General features: G+C 40.7%; 15 protein-coding genes, 4 tRNA genes and 1 pseudogene. 11 read left to right on the top strand and 9 right to left on the bottom strand.

What is annotated here, in order from left to right:
• Positions 1-220 precede the first annotated feature (220 nt).
• Positions 221-296 (bottom strand) — tRNA-Val (locus C427_RS16955).
• 255 nt (positions 297-551) lie between these two features.
• On the opposite strand from C427_RS16955, the gene gltX reads away from it, so the two are divergent.
• From gltX to C427_RS16935, 4 genes are all read left to right on the top strand, one after another.
• Positions 552-1961, top strand: coding sequence for a glutamate--tRNA ligase (gene gltX / locus C427_RS16950; protein WP_007634446.1), 1410 nt, complete (start codon positions 552-554; stop codon positions 1959-1961).
• Between the two features lie 103 nt (positions 1962-2064).
• Positions 2065-2140 (top strand) — tRNA-Ala (locus C427_RS16945).
• A 158-nt stretch (positions 2141-2298) separates the two neighbouring features.
• Positions 2299-2374 (top strand) — tRNA-Glu (locus C427_RS16940).
• Positions 2375-2561: 187 nt separating this feature from the next.
• A tRNA-Glu gene (locus C427_RS16935) sits at positions 2562-2637 on the top strand.
• 176 nt (positions 2638-2813) lie between these two features.
• Here C427_RS16935 and C427_RS16930 read toward each other — a convergent pair.
• The 3 genes and pseudogenes from C427_RS16930 to C427_RS27705 all read right to left on the bottom strand — a co-directional run bounded on the left by C427_RS16930 (position 2814) and on the right by C427_RS27705 (position 5611).
• Positions 2814-4186, bottom strand: a pseudogene (locus C427_RS16930) (hypothetical protein).
• Positions 4187-5045: 859 nt separating this feature from the next.
• Positions 5046-5306, bottom strand: coding sequence for a hypothetical protein (locus C427_RS27710; protein WP_236613704.1), 261 nt, complete (start codon positions 5304-5306; stop codon positions 5046-5048).
• Between the two features lie 29 nt (positions 5307-5335).
• Positions 5336-5611, bottom strand: a complete 276-nt coding sequence (locus tag C427_RS27705) for an acyl-CoA dehydrogenase family protein (protein WP_226991026.1) — start codon at positions 5609-5611, stop codon at positions 5336-5338.
• Between the two features lie 184 nt (positions 5612-5795).
• On the opposite strand from C427_RS27705, the gene C427_RS16915 reads away from it, so the two are divergent.
• The 4 genes from C427_RS16915 to C427_RS16900 all read left to right on the top strand — a co-directional run bounded on the left by C427_RS16915 (position 5796) and on the right by C427_RS16900 (position 9709).
• On the top strand, positions 5796-5993 hold the full coding sequence (locus tag C427_RS16915; protein ID WP_007634449.1) for a DUF1289 domain-containing protein: 198 nt from the start codon (positions 5796-5798) through the stop codon (positions 5991-5993).
• Complete coding sequence (locus C427_RS16910) at positions 5993-6919, top strand: tRNA-dihydrouridine synthase (RefSeq protein WP_007634453.1); 927 nt, start codon at positions 5993-5995, stop codon at positions 6917-6919. The genes C427_RS16915 and C427_RS16910 overlap by 1 nt, the downstream gene beginning before the upstream one ends.
• An 88-nt stretch (positions 6920-7007) precedes the next feature.
• Entirely contained in the window at positions 7008-8432 is a 1425-nt protein-coding gene (locus tag C427_RS16905) for an amidohydrolase (RefSeq protein WP_007634455.1), read from the top strand.
• On the top strand, positions 8429-9709 hold the full coding sequence (locus C427_RS16900) for an amidohydrolase family protein (protein WP_007634457.1): 1281 nt from the start codon (positions 8429-8431) through the stop codon (positions 9707-9709). Before C427_RS16905 ends, C427_RS16900 begins: the two co-directional genes overlap by 4 nt.
• A gap of 74 nt (positions 9710-9783) precedes the next feature.
• Here the strand turns inward: C427_RS16900 and C427_RS16895 are convergent, their stop codons facing one another.
• Both C427_RS16895 and C427_RS16890 read right to left on the bottom strand, forming a co-directional pair.
• Positions 9784-9969 carry a hypothetical protein gene (locus C427_RS16895; RefSeq protein WP_007634461.1) on the bottom strand — a complete coding sequence of 62 codons (186 nt, stop codon included), beginning with the start codon at positions 9967-9969 and terminating at the stop codon, positions 9784-9786.
• A 48-nt stretch (positions 9970-10017) separates the two neighbouring features.
• A complete protein-coding gene (locus C427_RS16890; protein WP_007634463.1) occupies positions 10018-10686 on the bottom strand; it encodes an arylesterase in 669 nt (222 codons plus the stop codon).
• A 1-nt stretch (position 10687) separates the two neighbouring features.
• On the opposite strand from C427_RS16890, the gene C427_RS16885 reads away from it, so the two are divergent.
• A complete protein-coding gene (locus C427_RS16885) occupies positions 10688-11407 on the top strand; it encodes an ABC transporter ATP-binding protein (protein ID WP_007634476.1) in 720 nt (239 codons plus the stop codon).
• A gap of 4 nt (positions 11408-11411) precedes the next feature.
• On the top strand, positions 11412-13946 hold the full coding sequence (locus C427_RS16880) for an ABC transporter permease (protein ID WP_007634478.1): 2535 nt from the start codon (positions 11412-11414) through the stop codon (positions 13944-13946).
• A gap of 77 nt (positions 13947-14023) precedes the next feature.
• On the opposite strand, the gene C427_RS16875 is transcribed toward C427_RS16880, so the two are convergent.
• Positions 14024-14920 (bottom strand): TIGR01777 family oxidoreductase, encoded by an 897-nt coding sequence (locus tag C427_RS16875; protein WP_007634480.1) that lies wholly within the window; start codon positions 14918-14920, stop codon positions 14024-14026.
• Between the two features lie 18 nt (positions 14921-14938).
• Entirely contained in the window at positions 14939-15304 is a 366-nt protein-coding gene (gene folX / locus C427_RS16870) for a dihydroneopterin triphosphate 2'-epimerase (protein WP_007634482.1), read from the bottom strand.
• Positions 15305-15652: 348 nt separating this feature from the next.
• Here folX and C427_RS16865 point away from each other — a divergent pair, with 348 nt between their 5' ends.
• Positions 15653-16726, top strand: a complete 1074-nt coding sequence (locus tag C427_RS16865; RefSeq protein WP_081588953.1) for an AI-2E family transporter — start codon at positions 15653-15655, stop codon at positions 16724-16726.
• 332 nt (positions 16727-17058) lie between these two features.
• Here the strand turns inward: C427_RS16865 and C427_RS16860 are convergent, their stop codons facing one another.
• A complete protein-coding gene (locus tag C427_RS16860) occupies positions 17059-17499 on the bottom strand; it encodes a hypothetical protein (protein WP_226991027.1) in 441 nt (146 codons plus the stop codon).
• Positions 17500-17587: the final 88 nt, after the last annotated feature.

Below are 17587 nucleotides of genomic sequence, written 5' to 3'. Positions count from 1 at the left end.
TACATAATGCCTAAAGGTTATCGTATTTGAAGCTACAATAATAAGTCTTAAACACAGAAAATAGAGAAATTAATTAACTCAAACAAGGTATTAAAAAAGGGGTGTTGAATTTCAAGTAAAGTAGGGGAGGGGTATTACCTTAAAAGTTGCTAAGAAAACTATTTTTTTCCTAGCAAAAAAAAAGACCTGTAAAAGTAATATTTTACGGGCTTTTTTAAAGTGGTGGTCGCTACTGGGCTTGAACCAGTGACCCTCGCCTTGTAAGGGCGATGCTCTCCCAACTGAGCTAAGCGACCAATTTATATTTCTTACTAGCCTTGGCCGGTAAGAGGAGCGCTATTATAGGTATGAGTTATTCACTGTCAACATCTAAATGAAAATTATTGTTCTAATGGATAAAAAGCGTTCGATTTTCGAAGTGAACCCCAATATATTGGTTAAAAACAGCTACAGTTTTCCCTCAATCTTTATTCTAAATGACTTTTTGCTGATATAAATTCCCTTAATTGACTGGTAAAATGACATTAATTCTTAGTTCAGGCTTTTTTCACATGACAACAGTTACCCGTTTCGCTCCAAGTCCCACAGGTTATCTTCACGTTGGTGGTGCACGTACTGCACTTTACTCTTGGTTATACGCCAAAAGTAAAGGCGGAAAATTTGTGTTACGTATCGAAGATACTGATATTGAACGTTCCACCCAAGCCGCTATCGACGCAATCCTTGAAGGTATGCAGTGGTTAGGTTTAGATTGGGATGAAGGACCGTTTTATCAGACTCAGCGTTTTGACCGCTATAACCAATTTATCGACCAACTGTTAGCCGAAGGTAAAGCTTATAAGTGCTTTATGCCATCTGCTGAATTGGATGCCATTCGTGAAGAACAAATGGCTAAAGGCGAAAAGCCTCGTTATCCGGGTACATGGCGTGAGCGCACTGATCATCCTCAAGACAAGCCCTTTGCGATTCGTTTTAAAACGCCCCAAGAAGGTAGTGTGATAATTAAAGATTATATCCGTGGTGATATCGAGATCGCTAACAGCGAATTAGATGACTTAATTATTCGTCGCAGTGACGGGGCGCCGACCTATAATTTTTGCGTGGTGGTAGATGATTGGGATATGGGCATTAGCCATGTAGTTCGCGGTGAAGATCATATAAACAACACTCCCCGTCAAATTAATATATTACAGGCCTTAGGTGCACCTATTCCAGAGTATGCCCACGTATCTATGATTTTAGGTGACGACGGTAAAAAATTATCAAAACGCACCAATGCGGTCGGTGTGATGGAATTTAGAGATGAAGGTTATCTACCACAAGCATTACTAAATTATTTGGTGCGCCTTGGTTGGTCACATGGTGATCAAGAAATATTCTCAGTAGAAGAAATGATTGAGTTATTTTCTTTAGATGCAATAGGTCAGTCTGCCTCTGCGTTTAATACAGATAAACTTATTTGGTTAAATCAACATTATATTAAAACACTGCCTGCCAAAGAAGTGGCTGAACATGCTAGATGGCATTTTGCTCAACAAGGTATTGATATTAATCAAGGCCCAGCACTAGAAGATGTGATTACTGTGCAGGCTGATAGGGTTAAAACCTTAAAAGAACTTGCTCAAATTAGTGGTTATTTTTATCAAGAATATGAAGCCCTTGATGAAAAAGCGGCTAAAAAGCATTTACGACCTGTCGCTAAAGAAGCTTTGCTGCTGGTGCAAAGTAAATTATCAGCTTTGACACAGTGGAATACTGAGTCTATTCATAACGCGATTAATCAAACTGCTGAAGAGTTAGACGTGGGTATGGGGAAAGTGGGCATGCCATTACGAGTTGCAGTAACCGGCGCTGGTAATTCACCGGCATTAGATTTAACATTAAATTTACTTAAACCGGCTCAAATTGAACAACGTATAAACAAAGCGCTGGAATATATAGCAAACAGAGAAAATACCTAAAAAAAGCGTTGACATGAAAAGGGCAGATGCCTAAACTGCGCCCCGCTGTCAAGGAACGACACCTACTAGTTGGGTTAAAGCGTAAACTTATGTTAATAGGTTTGGGGCCATAGCTCAGCTGGGAGAGCGCTTGCGTGGCACGCAAGAGGTCGGCGGTTCGATCCCGCCTGGCTCCACCATATCAAGGATTGTCTACTACCGCCTAGGCCAGTAGATGAAAGATAAGACAAGATAAGAATTTTGTTTTTGTAACGTATAAAGTTGTCCCGTGAAATTTACGGTTCATTTTTAGTTTACAAGAGCGTTATCGAGATTTGTTTCGGTAAAAAAAGTTTTTGTCCCCATCGTCTAGAGGCCTAGGACACCGCCCTTTCACGGCGGTAACAGGGGTTCGAATCCCCTTGGGGACGCCATATTGATTAAGCCGCAGGATGTGGTTTAAGTATTAAAACAAGGATTATTAACTACCGCCTAGGCCAGTTAGTAAGTAGTTTGATAGAAGTTTCGTTTTTGTAATGTGTTAAAAGTTAAGTCTGCAATTTGCGAGTTTATCTTACTTTACAAAAACTTATCGAAATCTGTTTCGATAACGAAGTTTTTGTCCCCATCGTCTAGAGGCCTAGGACACCGCCCTTTCACGGCGGTAACAGGGGTTCGAATCCCCTTGGGGACGCCATATGACGAAGCCGCTTAATTCATTAAGCGGCTTTTTTATTGGCTAATGTATAGCTATGTCATTCTGATGGTAGCGCATGCGTTATCCCGTGTGGTGGCATCATGCCTTTTCTCAAACGACATACACTTCGTCCGACTTTCCCATTATTATTAAGCAGAACAAAGACGCGTTCTTTATCAATCAGTGTTATCTGACTGTATTGCTTCGATGTTAATGATGTTAGAGCGGTTCAGGGTGATTTTAAAGCGCTGCTTATGTTGTTGCTGCTGCTTATCAGTATGCATTAAAACCACGTTGATTTGATATCGCCGCTCAACAGCTTGTTTTGTTATTTTACTACCATCAAGTGCGTATAAACGGCCTTCCCCTTTTTTAAGAAACGAATGAAGGGAGTTAAATTAAAATAAATACGTTGCTGAATTTCATCGTAGCCGGGTAAAAAACCTTTTGCATTAACTTTAGTGTCACTGCGAAAATGCAGTAATTGTGCAGCTTGTTTATTTTGTTGTCGCCGGGTTTGAAATAATTTATCTACTTGTTCGGGTAAATCTTTGTTACGAATGTACTCAAGCCAAATAGTTTGACTCGCCACACGGCTTTTATTGACACTTTGACTATAAATGACTTTCCATTTTGGCAATCCTTTTTGAATTCTGCGCCAAATGATCCGCGTAATATCTTCCTTAAATATTTCTCTTAAACCATAAATAACGCCTAACATACCGACTAATGCAATTGTCACTTCAGTAAAGTTAGTTCGCGCATTTAACACTAGCACCATAACAAAAGTCATAATAACGGCTGTGACTGTGCCACGTACAATGCGGTTTAAACTGGTATTGAGGTTTTTCACTTCTTTTTGAAATACCACTCCATACTCTATTAATCGTTGCAGCAAGCGCATTTTATTGGTGATGCGATTAGGGTCACCTAAGGTGACTTGTGAGTTATATTGGTTCTCTTCGCGGTATTCATTTTCACTTCGACACAGCGCTAACAAGAAGTTTCTCTCACTGGTAAAGTCACTGCTTTTTGGGGCTCTAGATAGCAGTTTTAAAAATGATTGTTCTACTTGCCAACTGAGATAGTTGTCTGCATTTTCAAAATAGGCACGTAGTTTTCGGTCAGGCGGCGCGTATCTTCTTAGCTTTTTTAGTAGTCCAGAAATCTGTTCTGCTAACAATATAGCTTGCGGGTAAAAATCCTCGCACTCTTTAAGCTTAATGGTTTGTTTTATATCGGTATCCAAGGCAATGCGAATTTGATAGGAAAACAGATTAAGGTTTAAGCGGTAATCACTTTGCTCACCTTTTTGTTGGCTGATAAAGCGACTTCGTACTAAAGGTAAATGCAGTTGGTCTGAGTAATAAGCGCTATGGCTTTGTATACTATTATGAAAATAATGCTCTTCTGCTAAGGTTTTAGGGCTTATACCCATTTCATCCGGTAAGGAGAAATATAAATCGAGGCGCTGCTGGTCACTAGGCAATAACTGGTAACTGACCTTTATGGAAAGATTTTCGTCTTGGGTGAGCCTAATTTTATTCACTGATATCCTCTTCTTCTTGTCGATTACATTGCCTCGACCGAATCACACAATTATGCCTTAATTTTATCGCATTACCCACGTTGTTAAGCCTCTAAAATATTTAACAATACAGAAAAATTTATCTATAGGCGCAATTTTATTTTTAGGGACCGAATTGATTGCCAAGTATTATGCGGCGTCTACGTTAAAGGGTTTTATATGAATAAGCCTATCCCTATTCCCCGCTAAATAGCGAGTTAATAAATCACCAGACTTGATGTACACATTCATTTTATAGTACTGACATCTCGTGTATAGGCCACATGGCGATCATTCTATAATGGATAGATAAATGGCAAGTCTTGGACCAATATTAGCCGCAGTACTACTAACAAAAAACCATATTTAGTGTTTGGGAGCAAACTTAAACCGCATTAGTGATGTTATCTGTTTTGTTACTCGCTTATTTATTGATGTTGCTTTCAGGTTTTATTGACAGCAGTGGTGAGAGTGTCATAAGTCGATTAATGAGTCACATTCTATCATCAGTTGTTACGACGAATATACTGAATGGTTTTTGTGAATATTATAGTTTTCTGCAACCATAAGTCAGGTAATTAAACCCGAAACACATAATGTCGATGTGGTTTGGTTAAGATAAATTATCGGTAATGCTTTACATGATGCTTTTTCAATATGAACCATCATTTTTGTAAGCCTTCTACGGTGAAGTATAATTGCAATTTTACTTCATAGGATTAAGAAAATAATAGGGTACTGAATTTCTTATATGTTTAATACTCATTACCTCAACGAACACTTACCTAAAAAAAAGACAACAAGTCTTGGTCTAGTTACATTAAGGTTTTTGGATCGGCCATCACGGTTTTAGCCAAAGACTTTGTTCAAGATAATAAACTTTTAAAATAAAATTCAGCAGTTTTAATTCTAGGACGATAAAAGTCTTGATTTTTAAACTCTCCAGCCACTTTACATAGGCTGTTTGAGCCATTTGTGCCCAGAAATAACCCATTATATATCCTGAGTACATTAAATAATCTACTGAGGATGAGCCTTTTATGTCTCTGTCCTTTTTAGCTTTTAAGGCTAAACGTATTGAGTATTGTTGCCAGTTCGCCACACTTTTGCTTAATGCCCAGATAAATTTATTCATTTGACGTTATGGGGGTTACCAGAAGTCATGCTTTTGTCTTTGCTGAAAACGAGTACATCTTTACTGAAAGCTTTTAAAGATTTACTACGGGTGAGTAATATTTTATGACCCAATAAATCTAATGTCTGAATGCCGGTTGTACCTTCGAACATAGTCGCAATACGCACGTCACGATAAATCTGCTCCATACCCCATTCTTTAATATAACCATGGCCACCACATACTTGCATATCATGACTGGCGCTTTGTATTGCAACATAGTAGAACTTCAAGATAGTTTTTTTAATAAACTTTGTAGAGTATGGCGCAACAGCCTATTGGTCCAACCACTAGTCTGTAAGTATTTACAATTGCGTAACATATAAATGTGTTTGTCGATTTTGATTCATAGCAAACTTTGGTCTTCCTTCAAGCTTATTGATAGAATACGCGTAATCTATTTTGAATGAATAAGTCATGACCAATACACCATCAACCGTCGAATCTCCTTGTGTCCAAAATTGCTGTCTTGATGACCAAGATATGTGTTTGGGATGTTTTAGAATGTTAGATGAAATATTAATTTGGAGCACCGCGAGCTCAAAACAGCAGCTTGATATTGTGCTGGCATGTGGCACTCGTAGGCAGCAAAAATCACAAAACGAGTCGCGCTAATGCATATTACTTTAGCCCCGATGGAAGGGGTCGTTGATCACCTAATGCGGGACATGTTGACCCAAGTGGGCGGATTTGACCTGTGCGTGACCGAGTTTGTTAGGATTGTAGAACAGCTCATGCCTAAACATGTGTTTTATAGGATATGCCCTGAATTAAATAATCAAGGTTTTACACCTAACGGTGTGCCTGTCAAAGTCCAGTTGTTAGGTCAACACGCAGATTGGTTGGCAGAAAATGCTTATCGAGCCATCGAGTTGGGATCCCATGGAGTTGATCTTAACTTTGGTTGTCCGGCTAAAACAGTTAACAAGAGCAAAGGTGGTGCAATACTACTTCGCGAGCCTGAAACTATTTACAAAATAGTCAGTGCCGTGCGCCAAGCCGTGCCTAAAGACCACACCGTGAGTGCCAAAATGCGTTTGGGGTTTGATGATACTTCTTTGGCGATAGCCAATGCACAGGCCATTGCTGATGCAGGGGCTACCTCATTAGTTATTCATGCCCGAACCAAAGTCGATGGTTATAAACCGCCTGCCTATTGGGACTGGATTGCGAAAATAAAACAACATGTGAATATTCCGATCGTCGCTAATGGTGAGATTTGGAACGCGCAAGACGCGGTAAATTGCCAACAGCAATCTGCTTGTGAAAATATCATGTTGGGCCGCGGTGCTTTGGCGATGCCTAATTTGGCTCAGGTGATAAAAAACACCCAGCAACATATGCCATGGGAGCAAGTAAAGGCATTATTGGTACAATATTCTGGTTATGAATTATTTGGGGATAAAGGCAAATATTATCCTAACCGGGTGAAACAATGGTTGGGTTACTTGAGTCGTCAATACCCACAAGCTGAGGATTTGTTTATGAGTATCCGAAGACTGAAAAGTGCGGACGAAATTTTGCAGCATATTCAATCCTAGTAAAATCCTATTATTGTTATAGGATAATGCATGAGCAACAAAGATTGCTGCGTATACCCACAATAACGATAGAAACTCAGGGAAAAACATGAAAATTTTAGACAACAAGCGACAGCTGTTTAAATTAGCTGCTGTTACAAGCTTTTTTGCTTTGGTGGGGTGTTCTGAATCAGGCGAAGATAAGGCCAAAGGGCCTGCATTTCAAATCAATCAAAACCCTTTTCCAAGTACCTACAAACCTATTGTCAGCAAAAGTGTTTTAATTACTCATGCCACGGTTTTAGATGGCATCGGTGGTGTTTTTAATGACAGTTCGGTGTTGTTACAAGATGGCAAGATTGTTGCCATAGGTAACGATTTGTCTGTGCCGGATGATGGTGTGATTGTTGATGCTAAAGGTAAATGGGTTACCCCTGGTATTATTGATGTGCATAGCCATTTAGGGGTATATCCTGCTCCCGGTGGTACCGCACATTCTGATGGTAACGAGGCAACCAACCCTGTAACAGCGGAGGTGTGGGCTGAACATTCTATTTGGCCTCAAGATGCTGGCTTTCAACGAGCCTTAGCGGGTGGCGTCACTGTGATGCAAATTTTACCAGGCTCTGCGAATTTAGTTGGCGGGCGAGGCGTAACCGTCAAAAACTTGCCTAGTGCAACCGTGCAAGATATGAAATTTCCTAATGCGCCTTACGGTATGAAAATGGCCTGCGGTGAAAACCCTAAAAGAGTATATGGTCAAAAAGGTGGACCTTCTACACGTATGGGTAATGTGGCTGGTTACAGACAAGCTTGGGCCGATGCACAAAACTATCAGCGCAGCTGGGATAAATATTATGCTGATCATGAAGCAGGTAAAAAAGACGCTAAAGTCCCTAAACGTGACCTAAAACTGGAAACTTTAGCCTTAGCATTAAAAGGCGAAATTTTAGTGCATATGCATTGTTATCGGGCTGATGATATGGGCACTATGCTGGATGTAATGAAAGAGTTTAATTACAAAATTGCAGCGTTTCATCATGCGGTTGAGTCATACAAAATAGCTGACCAACTAGCAGAAGCTGGTGTGTGTTCGGCAATGTGGGCTGATTGGTGGGGCTTTAAGTTAGAAGCTTATGATGGAATTCAAGAAAATATACCGATGGTTCATGCAGCCAATGCCTGCGCGATAGTACATTCTGATAGTGATTTGGGTATTCAACGATTAAACCAAGAAGCAGCCAAAGCGTGGGCCAACGGTCGCCGTGCAGGTATCGACATTAGCCAAGCTGACGCATGGCAATGGTTATCCGCTAACCCTGCGAAATCGTTGGGTATATTTGAGCAAACGGGCTCTTTGGAAAAGGGCAAAAATGCTGATGTGGTGATTTGGAGCGCTGATCCGTTTTCGACTTATGCTCAAGCAGAACACGTTTATTTAGACGGAGCATTAATCTATGACCGCAACGTTCCCGCATCATGGCCTGTCAGTGATTTTGAGCTAGGACAACCCGGTGAAGGAGACAGCAAATGAACAAATTAATTAAGTATTCATTGCTTGGCAGTATGTTGTTGACTCAAGTCGTTGCTGCGAAGAGCATCGCTATTGTGGGGGCGAAGGTGCATACCATGTCGTCGCAAGGCACTATTGATAATGCCACTGTGTTAATAAAAGATGGCAAGATCCAAAAAGTGATGCAAGGTGAGCCTGCATTAGCGGGATACGAGATTATTGACGCTAAAGGAAAAGTTGTGACGCCCGGTTTAATTGGCGCAAGTACGTCGCTAGGGTTAGTTGACGTGGGCTTTTCTGCAGGTACCAATGACAGTAATTCTAGTTTGACCAGTATTTCTAAGACTGGCGCAGCATTCGATGTGTCTTATGCTATCAACTCGGATTCGTCATTAATGGCGATTGCACGGATTGAAGGGGTAACGTCTGCCGCTAGCTCAATGGGGCGAACTGGGCAACTGTTTAACGGTCAAGGTGCGATGATTTCTTTAGGCAACGTCAGCGATCCAGTTATCCAAGCAAAGGCATTTATCAGCACTAGAGTAGGTAATAGTGGTGCCGACACAATGGGAGGCTCTCGAAGTGTACTTTGGGTTAGTCTAGAAAAAGCCCTTGCTGAAGCTAAGTTTGCGATTGGTAAACCGTTGACACCTATTGATGAATGGCATGGTGAATTGAGTAGGGCGGATATTGCGGCATTAATACCTTTGGTTAAAGGTGAAATGCCACTTCTAATTGATGCCCGCAGAGCGGCCGATATTCGTCAGGTTATTGCTTTAAAACAACGTCAACCCCAATTGAATATTGTTATTACGTATGCAACTGAAGGTTGGCGAGTGGCTAAAGTGTTGGCAGATAATGATATCCCAGTGATCCTTGATCCCGAAGCAAACCTGCCTTTTGGGTTTGACCAGTTAGGTTCAACCCTTAAAAATGCAGGTAGATTATCCGCTGCCGGTGTCAAAGTGAGTATTGGAATAGAAACCCATAATATTCGTCTGGCAAGGCAACACGCGGGTAACGCGGTGGCCAATGGACTAAGTTGGGATCAAGGCCTGGCTGCTTTAACTATTAACGTGGCTAAGCTTTATGGTATCGATGATAAGCTGGGTAGCCTCGAAGCCGGGAAGTTAGCGGATGTAGTTATTTGGTCTGGTGATCCGCTTGAGGTTACTGAGGCAGCGGAGGTGGTATTGATAGCAGGTGAAAAAGTCGATATGCAGTCAAGGCAGAGTAAACTGAGAGACCGTTACTTAACATTACAAACCAATAAACCAATGCAGTATGTTCGCCCTTAGATAAAGCTAGAACAATTCGATTTATAGACAATAAAAAACCGAGTTAATTAACTCGGTTTTTTTAATTTGTGTTTTTAAACACTAACATCAACCAAAGAGCCTACTCGCTGGTCTTGCGCCGGAGATGGCGACTGACTTTCTTGCACTGCTGGCGTTTCTAATGTGGCTTGTTGTTCAGCAACCTTGACCTGCTGTAGAGAGCCTGTTTGAGTGGGTGCAATCTGTGCGAGTGAACCAGCACCTGATGAACTTATTTCCACACTGTACTCCTATTTTAAACAGGATGATTTCCTAACCAAGGATAGCATCTATTCTAGTTGGTTGTTTTTTATTCTGCTAGGGGAAAATATATCGCCTAGTCTTTTTTGCATATCTTTGGCTATGATAATTTGTGCTTCAGCAGTTGGGTGAATGCCATCTCGTTGCATCAAATTTTTATCTAAAGCAATGTTTTCTAAAAAGAAAGGAAGCATTGTTAGAGCATATTGCTCAGCTAGTTGTGCGTAACTGCCGGTAAACATTTGGGTGTATCTTTTACCATAATTAGTCGGTATTTGCATTTGTTGTAATATGACTTTAACCTGACTTGCTTGCGATAATTGAATGATTTCCTCTAAATTGTTGCGCATTTTACTCACAGGGTGGCCTTGCAAACCATCGTTGCCACCAAGTTCAACAAAAATATGTGTTGGACTATGTTGTTTTAACAATCTTGGTAATCTAGCTAGGGCGCCGTCTGTAGTTTCTCCGCTAATCGCAGCATTAATAATAATAATATCTTTGTCTTGCCACGCATCTTGTAACAAACTTACCCAGCCTTGCTCTTGCTTTAAACCATAGGCAGCACTTAGGCTATCACCTAAGATAAGCAATTTGGTTTCTTTAGCCTGTAACTGATCTGAAATCAGTAATAAGGGTATAAGGATCAATAATATATATATTTTATTTCGTAACGAATTGATATTAAGAAACAGCACTATGACTCCAACAACTATGATTAAGACAAACGGTATTAGTAAAACAGTTACTACGACGCAAGGTCAATTACAGATCCTCAAGCCAATTAGCTTTGAAGTCAAGGCGGGTGAGTCGATTGCAATAGTTGGCGCGTCAGGCTCAGGTAAATCCACTTTGCTTAGCTTGTTGGCGGGACTCGATGAGGTGAGTGAGGGAGAAATATTTATAGATGGTCAAGCCATGCAAAACATGGATGAGGAACAGCGAGCCCAATTAAGAGGGGCTAAAGTGGGCTTTATTTTTCAAAGTTTTATGTTGGTTCAAAGTTTAACGGCATTAGAAAATATTATGTTACCAGCCGAGATAGCTGGCCACGATGATGCGAAAAAAAGAGCCTTGGACATTCTACAACTGGTGGGGCTCGATCATAGAGCAAGTCACTATCCAAATCAGTTATCTGGCGGTGAACAACAACGTGTCGCGATAGCGCGAGCGTTTATTTCTGAACCTAAAATCTTATTCGCAGATGAACCCACAGGTAATTTGGATGCAGCCAACAGCGACAAAATTGAAAAGTTATTGTTTGAGTTAAATCAAAATTCTAATACTACTCTGGTATTAGTGACTCACGACCCGGTGTTGGCAGGTAGATGTCAGCGTCAATTACACATGCAAGCGGGTGAGTTAACAGAGGTTTTCTCAAGCACAGCTGTTGAGCAAGCTGCTCTACAGGTGGGTTAGTGCTATGACCAATCATACTTTGAGTTTAGCTTGGCGGCTGTTTCGTCATGAGACAAAACGTGGCGAGTTAACCATTATATTACTGGCGATAATCTTATCGGTTGCGTCGGTGTTATCTCTGTCATTATTTAGTGAACGACTAAAATATGCTTTAACAGAAAAAAGTGCAGAATTTATTGCTGCAGATAGAGTGCTTGAGTCAAATAAACCTGTAGATATGGCTTGGATTGAAAAAGCCAAAGAGATGGGGTTAAACACGGCTCATCAAACGTATGCTCGCTCAATGGTTTTTGCTAACGATCAAATGGACTTAGTAGATTTAAGAGCTGCAGACATAGGTTATCCCCTGAAAGGTTCAGTCAAAGTAGCTGATGAACCCTTTGTGCATGGTGTGGCGATAGACCGATTGCCAGCATCAGGAGAGGCTTGGATTGAATCTCAATTATTCCAAACCCTAGCGATTAAAGTAGGCGACAGCATTGAAGTAGGTGACAAAATATTTAAGGTCAGTAAAGTGTTGACTGAAGTGCCTGACGCTGGTTTTAGTGTATTTGGTGGTGATCCAAAAGTATTGATCTCAAAAGTAGATTTAGCCGCAACTAAGGTTGAAGGCCCGGGCAGTAGAATTGATTACAGCTATTTCTTTACCGGTGATAGCGGTGATTTAGATGATTATTACGATTGGCTTGAACCACAACTCGACAGCGAAATCCATGACTGGGAATCCATCGAAGATGATGAGTCTGGTATCGGCAGAGCGGTAGGCAGGGCAGGGCAATACTTTTTATTAGCGAGCCTGTTGGCCATTGTGTTAGCTGCTGTTTCTATTGCTGTTGCAGCCCAGCGTTACAGTCTGCGCCATTATGACCCCGTCGCGATCATGAAAACCTTAGGTGCACCCAAAAAAATGGTGCAACAAATTTATTTATTGCAGATTTTGTTTATTACCGCATTGGGTATCACCATTGGTGTGGTATTGGGCTTTCTTATTCAACAACTGGTGGTTGCGGCTATTGCTGGAAAAGTGGATGTGTCGATAGATGTATGGCATTGGCGCCCGCTTATTATTGCTGTTTTTACCGGTACGGTATGTGCGGTATTGTTTTCTTTATACCCTCTGATGAAACTATTTTCGGTATCGCCACTGCGGGTATTACGCCGTGACTTAGGTGCTAATCTAAGTTCTAGATTGATCCAGTTTGTGGCTTCCGGCGGTGCTATATTTTTGTTGATGTGGGCATATAGCCAAAATATTAAGGTCAGCGCTATCCTGTTCATTTCAGGTATTATTTTGGTCGTCAGTTTGTTGGGTGTGACCTACGGATTGATTTGGATGGGGCGTAAATTCGGCCAAGGTAAAATGGGTGCTTGGCAGTTGGCTTGGGCTAGAATTCATCGCCGAGCAATGGATAACAGTGTGCAGTTAATAAGTTTTGCTGTGACGATCATGCTGCTGTTGATTGTCTTGGTGATGCGTAACGACATGGTACAGCAATGGCAAAGCCAGTTACCTCAAGGTACTCCTAATTATTTCTTAGTGAATATTAGCCAAGTACAGCAACCTAAGTTGCAACAACATTTTGTCACTAATCAAGTTGAGGTTGATAAGTTTTACCCTGTTGTTCGCGGCCGATTTGTTTCCGTTAACGATGAAAAGGTGCGCACTGCGGTATCCAAAGAAGATCCAGACGAACTAAGCAATGGCCGTGATGGTTTGGGCAGAGAAGCTAATTTAACTTGGAGTACGACGCTGCAAAAGGGCAGTGAAGTGGTTGAAGGTCAATGGTTTGGTGAGCTAAATGATAGTGATACCGCATCTCAAAGGCCATATGAAGTGTCTATTGAAAAAGGCATATCAGAGCGGATGCAACTGGGCTTAGGTGATAAGCTGACCTTTAATATTGGTAGCGAAATTGTGGATCTTAAAGTGACCAGTATCAGAGATGTAAACTGGCAATCTATGCAGCCAAATTTCTTCTTTGTGATTGAGCCACGTGCGCTACAAAACTTTATTCCTACCTATATTTCTAGTTTTAATTTACCCACTGAGCGTAAAGCTGATATCACTAAATTGATGCAGCCTTATGCTAACGTCACTTTGATTGATGTGGATGCACGCATTAATCAACTGCGGAATATCGTGGACCAAGTTTCGATGGCTGTTGAGTTTATATTGATCTTGGTCTTAGCTGCAGGCGCATTGGTGTTGATTGCCCAAGTACAGGCTAGTATGGATGAACGTCAACAAGAATTAGCTATTTTGCGCACCCTTGGTGCCAAAGGTCGATTAATTAGAGCCAGTGTAGTCTTTGAATTTATCATCATTGGGTCCGTAGCGGGTATTATGGCCGCGGCGGCGAATGAGTTCAGTTTATATATGTTACAGACTCAAATATTTCAAATGCCTGCTAGTTTGCATTTAGAGTATTGGATTATTGCTCCGGTAGCGGGTGCGCTGGTGGTGGGTGTCCTTGGCGCTTTAGGCTGCTGGCGACTGTTGTCACTCAATACTAGCCAACTGTTGCGTCAGATGGTCTAACTCCAGAAACCAGCAGGCAAACCTTTTGAGGTGACACCCTGCTGGTTTTAATTGACTACTTGCTTAAATATAGGCCATTAATTTTTACGTAAACTGTCAAAAGCTTGGGATATTTTAGGGTATTTAAATTCATAGCCACTTTCTTGTAAGCGTTTAGGCACGACTCTTTGACCATATATCACTAAATCAGCCATTTCTCCCATCATCATTCTTAACACAAATTCAGGCACTTTAAATATACAAGGTCGCGAAAGGGATGAGGCAAGTTCACGACTAAATTCTAGATTGGTAACAGGATTAGGTGCAGTAAAATTATAAACACCTTCACAACTTTCATTTTTTATTAAATGTGCCATGCCTTGCAGCATGTCTTCAAGGTGTATCCAAGACATATATTGACTACCGTCACCAATTGGTCCACCTAAACCTAGTTTAAATGGCAATAGCATTTTTTGTAATGCACCACCTCTTTTGGTGATAACTACGCCCGTACGGACAATACATACTCGGGTTTTATCCGATTCTGCTTGTCTGGCTAGAAACTCCCAGCGATCGCAAAGTTGATGGCTGAATTCATCGTGAGGTGTTGAAAAATTTTCATCAATGATTTGCTCACCTTGACGACCATAAAATCCTATTGCTGAACCACTTATTAATAGCTTAGGTGGATTTTCTCCTGCGTTGATAAGTGCCACTATGTCTTCTGTGATTGACCATCGGCTTTGTTCAATTTTACTTTTTTGTTCATCAGTCCATTTTTTGTCTGCAATGGGTTCACCGGCTAGATTGATCACTACGTCATAATCGTCTAGGTTGCTAAGATGTGCGAGTGTGGATAAAAAGTGAATGTTATGACCAAGTATTTGTTCAGCCATGGCTACATTTCGAGTATAAACCGACACGTCGCAAGGACGTAAAATAGGGATAAGGTTTGAACCAATTAAGCCTGAACCACCGGTAATAAGTATTTTCATAACGTCCTCAGAATGCAATTAAGGTTTACTGCATGATAAACATAAAGATACGGAATCTGCGAACCGCAGGGCGTGAGGTTTATCCACTTCTGCTTCAGCATAGTTAACCCTCGGGTGTTCTGCTGCAATAGCAAGTACATCAGCGGTAAGTTTTTCAAGTAAAAAAAATCGATTGTTTTCAACCAATTTAATAATTCTTTTAGTAATAGTTTTGTAATTCAGGGCATCGTCCATCTCATCTGAATCTGTTGCCTGGTCAGCGCGGTATTGTATCTTAACGTTGATGACGACATCCTGCATATTGACAATTTCGTCCTCGTTAATGCCAATAAAAGTACGCAGGCGTAAGTTTTTAATCCTGATAGTGGCTGGGTTTAACTTCATACTTGTCCTAGGGTCTGTTGGGCTTTCATAAGTATCCTCGACTGAGGTCATTTATTTGTATACCAAGGTGCTCATGCTTAAGTTTAGCTATTCTAAGCAATATATCAGCAGCCAAGGTAACCGAATAGATGCCCCAGTCCAAAGGGATTTCTTCAAAACACTCTCACTCGGGATTAAAAGTAGCTTATCTACATGAGCAAACTTCACTGATTTTGCCGTGATTGAGAACATTTTGAAGAATTCTTTTTACGTTTGAAGTTCCAATTCAAGCTACATTTTTATTATGCGCTATAAAATAGCATATGGATCTGATAGTTTGCTCTCAAGATATTCGTTCAGAAACCTCATATGCAAATTAAATCTCAAAGATCCGTCAAGACATTGTTAATAATGGCATCAATAGTGATTATATTGGCCGGCGTTAAAGCGGCTAGTGCGATAGTAGTACCTTTTTTACTGTCAGTGTTTATTGCTATGGCTTGCAGCCCTATCATTACTTGGGCAAACCAATATAAGTTGCCCAGAGCCATAGCGGTTGTACTGGTAATACTGATTATAGTGGTATTTGGATTGATTTTGGCTGCATTAGTGGGTCAATCGATGAATGAGTTTAGTCAAAACGTACCCAAATATAGAGAACAATTGGTCGAAGAGTTTGCTTGGGTGATCGGTCAGTTAGATAAAGTCAATATTATTGTTAACAAAGAAGCCTTGATTTCTTATCTGGACCCCGGTGCTGCAATGAACATGGCAACTAACTTGTTATCGAGTTTAGGCGGCGTGCTGACAAACTTTTTACTGATATTGCTGATCGTGGTGTTTATGTTGTTTGAGGCGGAATCAGTACCCAAAAAAATTCATATCGCTCTTGATGATCCCAACATGAAAATACAACAAATTGATAAATTTTTACTGTCAGTGAAAAACTACTTGGCGATTAAAACCCTGGTTAGTTTAGGCACTGGACTTATTATTGGCGTCTGGTTGTATGTACTGGGTGTTGATCACTTTTTACTTTGGGCAGTTTTAGCTTTTTTATTTAACTACATACCCAACATCGGCTCTATCATTGCCGCTGTACCCGCTGTGTTATTAGCTTTTGTACAATTGGGACCTGCTACTGCAGGTTTTACCGCATTGGGCTTTGTGGTGTCGAATATGGTGATGGGTAATGTTATCGAGCCACGTTATATGGGGCGAGGTTTAGGTCTATCTACTTTAGTGGTTTTTTTATCTTTAATTTTTTGGGGGTGGTTGTTAGGCACGGTAGGTATGTTGTTATCAGTACCTCTTACTATGATTGTTAAAATAGCTTTGGAATCTAGTCCAGATACTCGTTGGGTCGCGTTATTGTTAGCCAGTGATAGTGATGAACCTGTGGTTCATGAGGGTGAGGCTTTGGCTGAGAGTAAAGAACAGTAGCTTAAAGCTAAGATAGGAAAAGGACTCAGTGGTGATCGTTAATATTTGGCTGCCTGACTAGTTAGATAATGAGTCCAATTTTAAAGATGTTTATTAGTCGCCATTCTTTGATTCAGGTTGATTTGACTAATTTCACTTTCAGGGGCGGTTTGTGATTGACGATGTTGTTAAAGCAATTTTTCAGGCAAAACCTGCTCCATATTTATTTAATCTCTTTTTTACAATCAGTTATATTTAACAATGGAAAGTGTAAAAAATTTTGACAAAAAAGAATGAGGTTTATTGAAAGCATTACTTGCGTCAATTTTAGTGCTGTTGTTAAGTCAGAGTGGTTATAGGTTATCGTCATTAGGGTGGGCCACAATGTCAGACTCAACTATTACTTCAATTTCTTGTTGAATGTCTATAATTTCATCTTCCTTCAAACCTAACATGAATGCGCTGGGCAATACGTTGACTCCTATTTTTTCTCCCAACTTGACTACAAACGGTAAAGTGATGGGCGAAAAAGGTAAAATAGCGAGTACGCCTAATCCTAGACCACGAATAACATCAACAAACTGTTTATTCGCTTCCTCCATTTCAAGTTTGCTTGCTTGGCCTCTAGTGAATCGCTGATAGGTGATCAGCATAATCTTCGTCTCTCTAGATTCTTGCGCTAGTCCTCGCTTTACAGTCATTAAACCGCGCTTTAGCGGAATAAGCGCCTTGTTTTTTACCGCAGAGTTCTGGCGCTTAATGGACTGAGTAATCCTAATAATATAGTGCTTCAAAATGAGCTACCTATGCGCTTCAGTTGTTTAATTGTACAAGACTCTAGGGCCAGAATGTGGGTATTCCTGATTTTAATGTATTAAAATA

The sequence above is a fragment of the Paraglaciecola psychrophila 170 genome (assembly GCF_000347635.1).
In the GTDB taxonomy this organism is placed as follows: domain Bacteria; phylum Pseudomonadota; class Gammaproteobacteria; order Enterobacterales; family Alteromonadaceae; genus Paraglaciecola; species Paraglaciecola psychrophila.
Note: the sequence above shows the minus strand (reverse complement) of the source record. Positions and strands in the feature narration are given on the sequence as shown.